A 13,319-nucleotide genomic window follows, 5' to 3' on the forward strand; every position below is an offset into this window, starting at 1 on the left:
GCGGGGCTGGCGTCCTGCTGCCAATCCAGATACTGTTCATGCATACAGTATTTCGGATCACACACATGCCAGCCCCTGTTCCGCCGCGCGGCCGCGGCACCGCCAGCAACCCGCACAACCGCTACGCACCGACCCGCTCGGTGGCGCAGGACGATGGCTGGTATCAGGAGGAAACCCCGCCCAGCCGGGCCACCGAGGTGCGGCGCGAGCTGGCGAAAACGGCCATCACCCGCAACAAGTCGCCGGACGTCGGCTTCGATCGCTCGGTCAATCCCTACCGCGGCTGTGAACATGGCTGCATCTACTGTTTCGCCCGCCCCAGCCATGCCTACTGGGACCTGTCGCCGGGCATCGACTTCGAGACCCGCCTGATCGCCAAGACCAACCTGGCCGACCGTCTCGAGGAACAGCTGCAGAAACCCGGCTACGTGCCGCAGCCCATCGCCCTGGGCATCAACACCGATGCATATCAGCCGATCGAGCGCGAACAGCGCCTGACCCGCCAGGCCCTGGAGATTCTGCTGCGCTACAGGCACCCGCTGCACATCATTACCAAGAGCTCGCTGATCCTGCGCGACCTCGACCTGCTCAGCGAGCTGGCCAGCCACAACCTGGTCAGCGTGGCCTTCAGCCTGACCACCCTGGACGACGAGCTGAAACGCATCATGGAGCCGCGTACCGCGGCGCCGGCCGCCCGCCTGCGCGCCATGCGCACGCTGCACGAAGCCGGGGTGCCGGTGAGCGTGATGTGCGCGCCGATGATCCCGATGATCAACGACATGGAGCTCGAACACCTGCTCGAAGCCGCGCGCGATGCCGGCGCGCGTTCGGCGGGCTACGTGCTGTTGCGCCTGCCGCTGGAGATCGCCGATCTGTTCGAGGAGTGGCTGCAGGCGCATTTCCCCGAGCGCGCCGAGCATGTGATGAGCCTGATCCGCCAGAGCCGCGGCGGCAGGAACTACGACAGCCGCTTCGGCAGCCGCATGCGTGGCGAGGGCCAGTTCGCCGATCTGCTGGCGCAGCGCTTTCGCCTGGCGCGCCGGCGCCTGCAGCTCGACCAGCGCGAGCCGCTGAGCCTGGACTGCTCGTTGTTCTGCCCGCCGGGCGCCCAGCTGAGCCTGTTGTAGCCCCCGCACGTCGTCTCCGGGCGCGGCGGGCTTGGCGAGCCCGCGCGATGTGTTAAAACATCGCCACTCGAGGCACCGACCGGCGACGCTCATGACCCGTATCTCCCGTGCAGCAGACCCCTCCTACGAACTGATGGACGACCATGAGGGCCATTCGCTGATCTACCGTCAGCATGGTTTTCCCAGCCCGCTGGTGCGCTGGCATTTCCACAAGGAGTACGAGCTGCACCTGATCGTCGCCAGCTCGGGCAAGGTGTTCATCGGCGACTACATCGGCAACTTCTCGCCCAACACCCTGTTTCTCACCGGCCCCGGCCTGCCGCACAACTGGATCAGCCAGGTGGAGGACGGCGAGGTCGTGGAAACCCGCGACATGCTGGTCAACTTCACCGACGAGGTACTGGAACAGGGCTCGGCGGTGTTCGCCGAACTCAAGAGCCTGGCGCCGCTGCTGGCGCGCGCCCAGTTCGGCATCGAATTTCGCGATCCGCGGGTGATCCGCGAGGCCGCTCTGCTGCTGCGCAGGATCGCCGACAGCCGCGGCATCACCCGCCTCGGCCACTTCTTCATCCTGCTCGAACTGCTGGCCGCCAGCGAGGATTACCAGCTGCTCTCGGCCATGACCGCCGCGGACCTGGGCGACGAGCAGCACGTCGAGCGGATCAACCGCGCGGTGGACTACATCTTCCAGCACTACGCCCAGGATCTGTGCCAGGAGGAGGTCGCCGAACACCTGGGGATGACACCCAGCTATTTCTCGCGCTTCTTCAAGCAGGCCACCGGCCGCGGCTTCGTCGAGTTCGTCAATCGCCTGCGGGTGAGCAAGTCCTGCGAACTACTGAGCAAAAGCGAGAAGCCGGTCACCGAAGTGTGCTTCGAGTCCGGCTTCAGCAACATCTCTAACTTCAACCGGCGTTTCCAGCAGCTCAAGGGCATGACGCCGTCGCGCTATCGCAAGCTGGTGGTGCAGCGCCTGACCGAGCAAAACCTGTACTAAATCGGCCATTCTCGTCTGCCGCCAGCCGCGCGGCCCGCGCGCTGGCGCGGCCACCAGCCTCTCCGGCGGCGGCCTCTAGCACGGTCTAGCGCGCGCCTCCGCTGCCAGTTACGCCTTCTCCAGCCGCGCCTGCAGAGCACTTCGCCACCAGCAGAGCGAAGCATTGCCCAAGGCCCATCAGTGCAAAAAAGTATCGGTTTTTGTGCCCTCAAGCATTTGTCCGCACCGGCGTGCGGGGGTGTAATCCGGGCCGAGCGAAACAAAAACAATAACGTTCTTCCGCAGCCACAGCGCGCGGAAGAGGAGTTCAACGCCATGAACCACGCCTTCAAAGCACTCCTTGCAACCTCTTGCCTGTTCCTCGCCACGGGCGCCCACGGCGCCGAAACCCTGACCATCGCCACGGTCAACAACAGCGACATGATCCGCATGCAGCGGCTGGCCAAGACCTTCGAAGAGCAGAACCCCGACATCCGCCTGAAGTGGGTGGTGCTCGAGGAGAACGTGCTGCGCCAGCGTCTGACCACCGATATCGCCACCCAGGGTGGCCAGTTCGACGTGCTCACCATCGGCATGTACGAGGCGGCGCTGTGGGGCGAGAAGGGCTGGCTGGAGCCGATGACCGAACTGCCGGCCGACTACGACCTCGACGACGTCTTCCCCTCGGTGCGCGAAGGCCTGTCCGCCAAGGGCACGCTGTATGCCCTGCCGTTCTACGCCGAAGCCTCGATCACCTACTACCGCAAGGACTTGTTCGAGCAGGCCAGTCTGAACATGCCCGAACAGCCGACCTGGGAGCAGATGGCCGAGTTCGCCGCCAAGCTGCACCAGCCGGACAAGGGCCAGTACGGCCTGTGCCTGCGCGGCAAGGCCGGCTGGGGCGAGAACATGGCGCTGATCACCACCCTGGCCAATGCCCATGGCGCGCGCTGGTTCGACGAGCAGTGGCAGCCGGAATTCACCGGCAGCGAGTGGCAGAACGCGCTGAACTTCTACGTCGACAACATGAAGAAATACGGCCCGCCCGGCGCCTCCAGCAACGGTTTCAACGAGAACCTGGCGCTGTTCAACAGCGGCAAGTGCGCGCTGTGGGTCGATGCCAGCGTGGCCGGCTCCTTCGTCACCGACACCTCGCAGAGCAAGGTCGCCGATGCCGTCGGCTTCACCTTCGCGCCGACCCAGGTCACCGACAAGGGCGCCTCCTGGCTGTACTCCTGGGCCCTGGCGATTCCCACCAGCTCCAAGTCCAAGGACGCCGCCAAGGCCTTCAGCGCCTGGGCTACCTCCAAGGCCTACGCCGAACTGGTGGCCGAGCGCGATGGCGTGGCCAACGTGCCGCCAGGCACCCGCGCCTCGACCTACAGCGATGCCTACATGCAGGCCGCGCCGTTCGCAAAGGTCACTCTGGATTCGCTGCAGAAGGCCGACCCGGCCGACCCCAGCGCCAAGCCGGTGCCTTACGTGGGCATCCAGCTGGTGACCATTCCCGAGTTCCAGGCCATCGGCACCAGTGTCGGCAAGCTGTTCGCCGCCGCGCTCACCGGGCAGATGCAACCACAGCAGGCGCTGCAGGCGGCGCAGCAGAGCACCGAGCGGGAAATGAAGCGTGCCGGGTATCCGAAGTAAGGAAACTGCTGTCCTGTAGGGTGGGCTTTAGCCCACCAGGGTTTTCACCGTGAGTTCGTGGTGGGCTGAAGCCCACCCTACGGGCTAAAGCGGAAGCCACCCCCATTCCGTTCTCGGAGGCATGATGAACTCTTCGGCCATCAATACTCCTGCTGCCGCGCAGGCCGGCACGCCGGTGGCGCGCAAGCCCCGGCGTCTGGCGCCGGGCTGGTTTCTGGTCAGCCCCTCGGTGGCCCTGCTGCTGATCTGGATGATCGTGCCGCTGGGCATGACCATCTACTTCTCGCTGATCCGCTACAACCTGCTCTACCCCGGCGAGAACGATTTCGTCGGTCTGGAGAACTTCGAATACTTCGTCACCGACGCCGCCTTTCTCTCCGGCGCCGGCAATACCGTGCTGCTGGTGGGCAGCGTGCTGTTGATCAGCGTGGTGTTCGGCGTGCTGATCTCGGCGCTGCTGGAGGCCAGCGAATTCTTCGGCCGCGGCATCGTGCGGGTGCTGCTGATCTCGCCGTTCTTCATCATGCCCACGGTCAGCGCGCTGCTGTGGAAGAACCTGATCTTCCATCCGGTATCGGGGATTCTCGCCGCCATCTGGCAGTTCTTCGGCGCCCAGCCGGTGGACTGGCTGGCGCACCACCCACTGTTCTCGATCATCCTGATCGTGTCCTGGCAGTGGCTGCCGTTCGCCATTCTGATTCTCATGACCGCCATGCAGTCGCTGGATCAGGAGCAGAAGGAAGCCGCGCGCCTCGATGGCGCCGGGCCCATCGCCATCTTCTGGCACCTGACCCTGCCGCACCTGGCGCGGCCGATTGCCGTGGTGGTGATGATCGAGACCATCTTCCTGCTCTCGGTGGTCGCCGAGATCTACACCACCACTAGCGGCGGCCCCGGCTACGAGTCGACCAACCTCGCCTACCTGATCTACACCCAGGCCCTGCTGCAGTTCGACGTCGGCATGGCTTCGGCCGGCGGGCTGATCGCGGTGGTCATCGCCAACATCGCCGCCATCGTGCTGATCCGCATGATCGGCAAGAACCTGACCGCGCGGCAGTGAGGAGCAGAGCATGCTGACCCTGAAACAGTCCCGGCGCCTGCACAGCCTGCTGATCGGCTCGCTGTGCTGGGCCATCGCCGCAGTGATCTTCTTCCCCATCCTGTGGATGCTGCTGACCAGCCTGAAGACCGAGATCGACGCCTTCGCCACGCCGCCGCAGTTCATCTTCATGCCGACGCTGGAGAACTACCTGCATATCAACGAGCGCAGCGACTACTTCGCCTTCGCCTGGAACTCGGTGCTGATCTCCTTCTCCGCGACCCTGCTGGGCATGCTGCTGGCCGTGCCGGCCGCCTACTCCATGGCCTTCTTCGAGACGCGCCACACCAAGCGCACGCTGCTGTGGATGCTGTCGACCAAGATGCTGCCGCCGGTGGGCGTGCTGGTGCCGGTGTACCTGCTGGCCAAGCAGTTCGGCCTGCTCGACTCGCGTCTGGTGCTGATCATCATCTACACCCTGATCAACCTGCCGATCCTGGTATGGATGGTGTACACCTACTTCAAGGACATCCCCGCGGAAATCCTCGAAGCGGCGCGCCTGGACGGCGCCAGCACCGGCCAGGAGATCGTCCGCGTGCTGCTGCCGATCGCCCGCGGCGGCCTGGCCTCGACCATGCTGCTGTCGCTGATCCTGTGCTGGAACGAGGCGTTCTGGTCGCTCAACCTGACCAGCTCCGCCGCCGCCCCGCTGACCGCGCTGGTGGCCTCCTACTCCAGCCCTGAGGGCCTGTTCTGGGCCAAGCTCTCCGCCGTCTCGACCCTGGCCTGCGCGCCCATCCTGATCTTCGGCTGGATCAGCCAAAAACAACTTGTCCGCGGCCTGTCCTTCGGCGCGGTGAAATAACGGGAGACCTTGCACATGGCCGATCTGAAGATCCGCAACCTGAGAAAAGGCTTCGATGGCACGGCGATCATCCAGGGTGTCGATCTGGATATCCGCGACCGCGAATTCGTGGTCTTCGTCGGCCCGTCCGGCTGCGGCAAATCCACCCTGCTGCGCCTGATCGCCGGCCTCGAGGAAGTCAGCAGCGGCCATATCGAACTCGACGGCCAGGACATCACCGACATGGCGCCGGCCAAACGCGACCTGGCCATGGTGTTCCAGACCTACGCGCTGTACCCGCACATGAGCGTGCGCAAGAACCTGTCCTTCGCCCTCGATCTGGCCCGGGTGAACAAGCAGGAAATCGCGGAGAAGGTCGCCAACGCCGCGCGCATCCTGCAGCTCGACGCCCTGCTCGAACGCAAACCCAGACAGCTCTCCGGCGGCCAGCGCCAGCGCGTGGCCATCGGCCGCGCCATCGTGCGCAACCCGAAGATCTTCCTGTTCGACGAGCCGCTGTCCAACCTCGACGCCGCCCTGCGCGTGCAGACCCGCCTGGAACTGGCACGGCTGCACAAGGAGCTGCAGGCGACCATGATCTACGTGACCCACGATCAGGTGGAGGCCATGACCCTGGCCGACAAGGTGGTGGTGCTCAATGGCGGGCGCGTCGAGCAGGTCGGCTCGCCGCTGGAGCTGTATCACCACCCGGCCAACCTGTTCGTCGCCGGCTTTCTCGGCACGCCGAAGATGGGCTTCCTGCGTGGCAGCGTGACGCGGGCGGATGCCGCCAGCTGCGAGGTGCGGCTCGACTGCGGCCCCAGCCTCACCCTGCCGCTGTGCGCCACCGACCTTGGCCCGGACAGCCAGGTGACCCTGGGGCTGCGGCCGGAACACCTCAACGTGGTCAGCGCCGGCAGCGGTCGCCTGCAGGTCACCGCCGACGTCAGCGAACGCCTCGGCAGCGACACCTTCTGCCATGTGCGCAGCGCCTCGGGCGAGATGCTCACGGTGCGCGTGCGCGGCGACTTCGCCCCGCGTTACGGCGATGCCCTGACCCTGGACTTCGACACGGCGCACTGCCACCTCTTCGCCGCCGACGGCCGCGCCATCGGCAAACCACTGCAGCAGGCCGCCTGACGCCGCTCCATCACGGGATTTTCCAGATGAAACTCAATCGCCAGCAGCTTTCCCGGCTTGGCGGCGCCGTCGCGCTGCCGGCTTACAGCCCCGACGCGTTGCGCCAGGGCATCGTCCATATCGGCGTCGGCGGCTTTCACCGCGCCCACCAGGCGGCCTACACCGATGCCCTGATGAACCAGGGCGAGGCCCTCGACTGGGCCATCTGCGGGGTCGGCCTGCGCGCCGAAGACCGTGCCATGCGCGACGCCCTGGCCAGCCAGGATTACCTCTACACCCTGGTCGAACTGGGCGACGAGGCGAACCTGCCGGTGCGGGTGATCGGCGCGATCAGCGACATGCTGCTGGCCGAGGAGTCGCCGCAGGCGCTGATCGACAAGCTGGCCGACCCGGCGATTCGCATTGTCTCGCTGACCATCACCGAAGGCGGTTACTGCATCGACGACAGCACTGGCGAATTTCTCGCCGAGCTGCCGGTCATTGCCCACGACCTGCGCCGCCCCGAATCGCCGCAGAGCGTGTTCGGCTTTCTCTGCGCCGCCCTGGCCAAACGTCGTGCGGCCGGCATTCCGGCCTTCACCCTGATGTCCTGCGATAACCTGCCGCACAACGGCGATGTCACGCGCAAGGCGCTGCTGGCCTTCGCCCACCTGGCCGACCACGAGCTGGCCAGCTGGATCGACCATCACGTGAGCTTTCCCAATGCCATGGTCGACCGCATCACGCCGATGACCAGCGCCGCCCATCGCCAGCAGCTGGCCGAGCAGCACGGCGTCGAGGATGCCTGGCCGGTGGTCTGCGAGCCCTTCGTGCAATGGGTGGTCGAGGACAAGTTCGTCAGCGGTCGGCCGGCCTGGGAAGAGGTCGGCGTGCAGTTCACCGACGATGTCACGCCCTACGAGGAGATGAAGATCAAGCTGCTCAATGGCAGCCACCTGGCGCTGACCTACCTGGGCTTTCTCAAGGGTTATCGCTTCGTCCACGAGACCCTGAACGACCCGCTGCTGCGCCGCTACGTGCGCGACTTCATGGATCTGGACGTGACCCCGCAACTGGCGCCGGTGCCCGGCATCGACCTGAGCACCTACAAGAACACGCTGATCGAGCGTTTCTCCAACCAGGCCATCGCCGACCAGCTGGAACGCGTCTGCTCCGATGGCTCGTCGAAGTTTCCCAAGTTCATCGTGCCCACACTCAACCGCCTGATCGAGGATGGCCGGCCGCTGGAGCGCGCGGCGCTGGTGGTCGCGGCCTGGGCGCTGTACCTCAGGGGCGTCGACGAGAACGGCGCGCACTACCGGATCGCCGATCCGCGCGCCGCGTTCTGTCAGTCGCTGGTGGCCGACGATGATCAGGTGCGCGAGCGACTGTTGGGCGTCGAGGCGATCTTCGGCACGGCGATCCCGCAGTCGGCAGCCTTCGTCGCGGCGTTCGAGCTGTGCTACGACAGCCTGCGCAAGCTCGGCGTGACGCGCACCCTGCAGACCCTACTGGGCGACTGAGGCATGTACCTCGGTATCGACTGCGGCACCCAGGGCACCAAGGCGCTGGTGCTGGACGTAGGCAGTGGCCAGGTGCTCGGCGCCGGCAGCGCCAGCCACACGCTGCAGAGCGGCGCCAACGGCCGCCGCGAACAGCAGCCGCAGCAGTGGCTGGAGGCCTTCGAGCAGGCGACCGCCCAGGCGCTGGCGGCTGCCGGCATCAGCGGCGAGCGGATTCTCGGCATCGGTGTGTCCGGCCAGCAGCATGGCCTGGTGCTGCTCGATGAACAGGGCGCGGTGCTGCGCCCGGCCAAGCTCTGGTGCGATACCGAGTCGAGCGCCGAGAACCAGCGCCTGCTGGACCACCTCGGCGGCGAAAGCGGTTCGCTGCAGCGCCTGGGCGTGGCCATCGCGCCGGGCTATACGGTGTCCAAGCTGCTCTGGACCCGGGAGCAGCACCCCGATGTCTTCGCCCGCATCGCGCATATCCTGCTGCCGCACGACTACCTCAACCACTGGCTCACCGGGCGCGCCTGCAGCGAGTACGGCGATGCCTCCGGCACCGGCTATTTCAACGTGCGCACGCGCAGCTGGGATGTCGAGCTGCTGAACTTCATCGACCCCAGCGGGCGCCTTTGCAACGCACTGCCGCAGCTGATCGAGTCGGATCAGCCAGTGGGCCGCCTGCGCCCGCAGATCGCCCTGCGCCTGGGCCTGAACCCGGATGCCGTGGTGGCCAGCGGCGGCGGCGACAACATGATGGGCGCCATCGGTACCGGCAATATCCGACACGGCGCGATCACCATGAGTCTGGGCACCTCCGGCACGCTCTACGCCTACAGCGATCAGCCGACGGTGAGCCCGCACGCGCAGGTGGCCACTTTCTGCTCGTCATCCGGCGGCTGGCTGCCGCTGATCTGCACCATGAATCTGACCAATGCCAGTGGGCTGATCCGGCAGTTGCTGGAGCTGGATATCCACAGCTTCGACGCCCTGGTGGCGCAGGCGCCCATCGGCGCCGAGGGCCTGCTGTTGCTGCCGTTTTTCAACGGCGAACGGGTGCCGGCCCTGCCGAACGCACGCGCCAGTCTGCTGGGCATGGACAGCGACAACCTGACCCGCGCCAACCTGTGCAGGGCGGTGATCGAGGGCACCGCCTTCGGCCTGCGCTACGGCCTCGACCTGCTGCGTGCCAGCGGCCTGCAGAGCGAGATCATCCGTCTGGTCGGCGGCGCGGCGAAGAGCCCGGTATGGCGCCAGCTGATCGCCGATATCATGGGCACGCCGCTGGTCTGCCCGCAACACACCGAAGCCGCCGCGCTGGGCGCCGCGATCCAGGCCGCCTGGTGCCTGACGCCCGCTGCGGATCGCCAGGCGCAGCTGGCCGAACTGTGCGAGCGCTGCGTACAGCTCGATACCAGCACCCAGACGCAGCCGGACCCGGCGCGCACGGCGCAGTATGACGCGGTCTATCAACGCTACCGCGAGCAGGTCGGCCGGCTCGCCGCAAACACACCGGCGTGAGAACGCCACGACGCTAGAGGAGACGTCTATGTACCTGGTCTGTGGCGAAGCACTGTTCGACGTGTTCATCCAGAACGACGGCGCGCGCAGCAACGAGCTGGCCTTCAAGGCCATTGCCGGCGGCTCGCCGTTCAATGTGGCGCTCGGCCTGAGACGCCTGGGCAGTGATGCGGCGCTGTTCACCGGGATCTCCTCGGACAGCCTCGGCCAGCGCCTGCGCCAGGTGCTGCGTGACGAGGGCGTGAGCGACGCCTACCTGATCGCCAGCGATGCGCCGACCACCCTGGCCATGGTCGGCCTGGACGCGGCCGGTTCGCCGCACTACAGCTTCCGTGGCGAAGGCTGCGCCGACCGCCAGCTGCTCGCCGAGCACCTGCCGACCCTCGATACGCGGGTACGCGGCCTGCATGTCGGCTCCTTCTCGCTGGTGGTGGAGCCGGTGGCCGAGACGCTGCTGACGCTGGTGCAGCGCGAACATCAGCAACGCCTGATCAGCCTCGATCCCAACGTGCGTCTCGGCCCCGCGCCGGATATCGCCCGCTGGCGCGAGCGCGTCGAGACCTTCGCCGGCTATGCCCATCTGATCAAGGTCAGCGAGGAAGACCTGCAGTTGCTCTATCCCGAGCGCGACCCGCAGCAGGTCGCAGTGGGCTGGCTTAACGCGCGCTGCCAACTGGTGTTCCTCACCAAGGGCAGCAAAGGCGCCAGCGTCCATAGTCGCCACGGCCACTGGTCGGCGCCGGCGATGGCCGTAGCCACCCGCGACACCGTCGGCGCCGGCGATACCTTCCAGGCCGCGCTGCTCAGCTACCTGGCCCGCCACGAGCTGGACAGCCCCGAGGCGCTGGCGACGCTGAGCCAGGAGCAGATCGACGCCATGTTGCACCTGGCCATCGAGGCTGCCGCGCTGACCTGCGCCCGGGTCGGGCCCGACCTGCCCTACCTGCACGAGCTGGAGCGGCAAAGCGCGCGCTGACCCCACCGCACCCTGCCCCGGGCAGCGGGCGACGAAGGGCCTATGCCTGCGCCAGGACCAATTGGCTGCAGCTGCGGGTTGTCGCCCAGCCCGCCGGAGGCGACACTCGGCATGTGACTCGCCCGGCACTGGCGCTGTCGCCATAGCAGCGTCTTTTCAGGTTCACAGAGGTTCAGGGCATGCCTTACAAACACCAGGTCATTCCGCTTCAGGCTCACGAGGGCAATGAAACCGCCGAGCAGGCGCTGCAGAGCATCGTCGAGGGCTTCAAGCGCTTTCGCAACGAGGTGTTCCCGCAGCAGGAAGAGCTATTCAAGAAGCTCGCCACCGCACAGAACCCGCGCGCCATGTTCATCACCTGCGCCGATTCGCGCGTGGTGCCGGAGCTGATCACCCAGAGCTCCCCGGGCGACCTGTTCGTCAACCGCAACGTCGGCAACGTGGTACCGCCCTACGGCCAGATGATGGGTGGCGTGTCCACCGCCATCGAGTACGCGGTGATGGCCCTGGGCGTGCAGCACATCGTCATCTGCGGCCATTCCGACTGCGGCGCGATGAAGGCGGTGCTCAATCCGGCCTCGCTGGAAACCATGCCCACGGTCAAGGCCTGGCTGCGCCATGCCGAAGTGGCGCGCACCGTGGTGGCGGAGAACTGCAGTTGCGGCAACGACCAGGAAACCCTCGCCGTGCTGACCGAGGAAAACGTGGTGGCGCAGCTCGACCACCTGCGCACCCACCCTTCGGTGGCGGCCAAGCTGGCGCGCGGCCAACTGTTCATCCACGGCTGGGTGTACGACATCGAAACCAGTCAGATCCGGGCCTACGACGCCGAGCTGGGCAGCTTCCTGCCGCTCGATGGCGACAAGGTGCCGATGGCCACCCCGCGCGCGCGCTACCCGCAGGACTGAGCGCCGCGCGCCTCGCCCCTCTGCGGCAGGTGACCGAACCGAGGGGCCGCCGGGTGCGCATAGCGCACCCTACCGGGGCCCCGTCAGAACTTCTCCCCACGCAGCACTTCCACCTGGGCCAGGTAGCAGACCATGGCGAAGTGGTCGTAGTAGCGCACCTGCAGATGCTCAGCGATGCGCTCGGCCAGCTCGCGGTTGCAGATGATTTCCAGGCGGATGTTGCCCTCGGTGTCCCAGCCGGCGCTGCGCACGCCACGGTGGCCACGGCCGCGGGCGTCGGAAATGGTCCAGCCGGGCGCGCCCAGCGTTTCCAGGTCGGCCAGCAGGCGCTTCTCCAGCGCCGCCTCGCAGATCACGGTGAGCAAGGTGCGGTTATGTGCGTTCATCTCAGAACCCCCAGGCAATCAGTCGTTCGGCCAGCGCCAGGTACAGCGGAATGCCGATCAGAATATTGAAGGGGAAGGTTATCCCCAGCGAGGCCGTGAGCGACAGCGATGGATTGGCCTCGGGCAGGGCCAGGCGCATGGCCGCCGGCACCGCGATATAGGAGGCCGAGGCAGCCAGGGTGGCGAGCATCGCCGTGCCGCCCAGGCTCAGCCCCATGAAGCGCGCCAGCAGGGCGCCGATCAGCGCACCGAGCAGCGGCATCAGCAGGGCGAAGCCGGCCAGGCGCAGGCCGAACTGCTTCAGCGCACCGAGCTGACCGGAGGCGATCAGGCCCATCTCCAGCAGGAAGAACGCCAGCACCGGCTTGAACATGCTGGTGTACAGCGGCTCCAGCGGCTTGATCGCCTCCTTGCCGGCGATGGCGCCGATCACCAGGCCGCCGAGCAGCAGCATGATGCTCTTGCCGAGGAAGATCTCGCGGCCCAGCTCGCCCCAGTGGGTGTCGCGTGCAATGCCCTTGGCCAGGACGATGCCGACCAGGATCGCCGGAATCTCCAGGATGGCGACGAACAGCGGCATGTAGCTCTCGAACTCGATGCCCTTGGCCAGCATGTAGGCCACCACCACGGCGAAGGTACCGGCGCTGACCGAGCCGTAGTGCGCCGCCACCGCCGCGGCGTTGACGCGGTCGAAACGCAGGCCGCGCAGCAGGACGAACGCCAGGATCGGCAGCAGCACGCCGAGCGCCAGCACCAGCGCCGACTGACCGAGCAGCTGCAGGCTGGCCTGCTGCGCCAGCTCCACGCCGCCGTGCAGACCGATGGCCAGCAGGAGGATGATCGACAGCGTCTCGTACAGCGCCGCCGGCAGCTTCAGCTCGCTCTTGAGCAGCCCGGCGACCAGGCCGAAGACGAAAAACAGCACTACCGGATCCAGACCCACTTGAGCTCCTCCCCCAACCTCGTAGGGTGCGCCGTGCGCACCAGTCACTCTATTCACCGCCCCTCTCGGTGCGCATGGCGCACCCTACCCGGACGACCACACGCACGCAAAGGAAAAGGCCATGCCCCAGCAGGGCGGTGCTGATCACCCTGCCTTGCCTCGCCATTGGCGAGACACTGGGGCATGGCCGGAAAGCTTAGCCGGCACAACTGGCGGCCAGTCAAAAAAAGGGAGCCTTGCGGCCCCCGGGACAAAGATGCGCCGTAGCGCGGAATAAAAAAGGAGCCCGGGTTATGCCCCGTCAAACTTGCCCATCCAACAGGTCGGG

At 66.6% G+C, this 13,319-nt stretch carries 12 protein-coding genes; 10 read left to right on the plus strand and 2 right to left on the minus strand.

Annotation, left to right across the window (positions count from 1 at the left end; genetic code table 11):
* Positions 1 to 65 precede the first annotated feature (65 nt).
* The 10 genes from L1F06_RS24170 (at position 66) to L1F06_RS24215 (ending at position 11,662) form a co-directional block, all read left to right on the plus strand.
* A complete protein-coding gene (locus L1F06_RS24170; protein WP_012020210.1) occupies positions 66 to 1,127 on the plus strand; it encodes a PA0069 family radical SAM protein in 1,062 nt (353 codons plus the stop codon).
* A 91-nt stretch (positions 1,128 to 1,218) separates the two neighbouring features.
* On the plus strand, positions 1,219 to 2,124 hold the full coding sequence (locus tag L1F06_RS24175; RefSeq protein WP_129483785.1) for an AraC family transcriptional regulator: 906 nt from the start codon (positions 1,219 to 1,221) through the stop codon (positions 2,122 to 2,124).
* Positions 2,125 to 2,439: 315 nt separating this feature from the next.
* Positions 2,440 to 3,750 (plus strand): ABC transporter substrate-binding protein, encoded by a 1,311-nt coding sequence (locus tag L1F06_RS24180; RefSeq protein WP_129483786.1) that lies wholly within the window; start codon positions 2,440 to 2,442, stop codon positions 3,748 to 3,750.
* 124 nt (positions 3,751 to 3,874) lie between these two features.
* Complete coding sequence (locus L1F06_RS24185; RefSeq protein WP_129483787.1) at positions 3,875 to 4,810, plus strand: carbohydrate ABC transporter permease; 936 nt, start codon at positions 3,875 to 3,877, stop codon at positions 4,808 to 4,810.
* 10 nt (positions 4,811 to 4,820) lie between these two features.
* Positions 4,821 to 5,654 (plus strand): carbohydrate ABC transporter permease, encoded by an 834-nt coding sequence (locus tag L1F06_RS24190; protein WP_012020214.1) that lies wholly within the window; start codon positions 4,821 to 4,823, stop codon positions 5,652 to 5,654.
* Positions 5,655 to 5,669: 15 nt separating this feature from the next.
* Positions 5,670 to 6,773, plus strand: a complete 1,104-nt coding sequence (locus L1F06_RS24195; RefSeq protein WP_129483788.1) for an ABC transporter ATP-binding protein — start codon at positions 5,670 to 5,672, stop codon at positions 6,771 to 6,773.
* Between the two features lie 26 nt (positions 6,774 to 6,799).
* Positions 6,800 to 8,275: a mannitol dehydrogenase family protein gene (locus L1F06_RS24200; RefSeq protein WP_129483789.1), complete on the plus strand. Its 1,476-nt coding sequence runs from the start codon at positions 6,800 to 6,802 to the stop codon at positions 8,273 to 8,275.
* 3 nt (positions 8,276 to 8,278) lie between these two features.
* Positions 8,279 to 9,778, plus strand: coding sequence for a xylulokinase (gene xylB, locus L1F06_RS24205; RefSeq protein ID WP_129483790.1), 1,500 nt, complete (start codon positions 8,279 to 8,281; stop codon positions 9,776 to 9,778).
* A 28-nt stretch (positions 9,779 to 9,806) separates the two neighbouring features.
* Entirely contained in the window at positions 9,807 to 10,754 is a 948-nt protein-coding gene (locus tag L1F06_RS24210; RefSeq protein WP_129483791.1) for a carbohydrate kinase family protein, read from the plus strand.
* Positions 10,755 to 10,933: 179 nt separating this feature from the next.
* Positions 10,934 to 11,662, plus strand: coding sequence for a carbonic anhydrase (locus L1F06_RS24215; RefSeq protein ID WP_003241152.1), 729 nt, complete (start codon positions 10,934 to 10,936; stop codon positions 11,660 to 11,662).
* 83 nt (positions 11,663 to 11,745) lie between these two features.
* On the opposite strand, the gene L1F06_RS24220 is transcribed toward L1F06_RS24215, so the two are convergent.
* Both L1F06_RS24220 and L1F06_RS24225 read right to left on the minus strand, forming a co-directional pair.
* Positions 11,746 to 12,048 (minus strand): P-II family nitrogen regulator, encoded by a 303-nt coding sequence (locus L1F06_RS24220; protein WP_003241154.1) that lies wholly within the window; start codon positions 12,046 to 12,048, stop codon positions 11,746 to 11,748.
* Between the two features lies 1 nt (position 12,049).
* Entirely contained in the window at positions 12,050 to 12,991 is a 942-nt protein-coding gene (locus L1F06_RS24225; protein ID WP_012020220.1) for a sodium-dependent bicarbonate transport family permease, read from the minus strand.
* Between the last annotated feature and the right edge of the window lie 328 nt (positions 12,992 to 13,319).

Origin of the sequence: Pseudomonas hydrolytica (genome assembly GCF_021495345.1) — a bacterium.
GTDB classification, from domain to species: domain Bacteria; phylum Pseudomonadota; class Gammaproteobacteria; order Pseudomonadales; family Pseudomonadaceae; genus Aquipseudomonas; species Aquipseudomonas hydrolytica.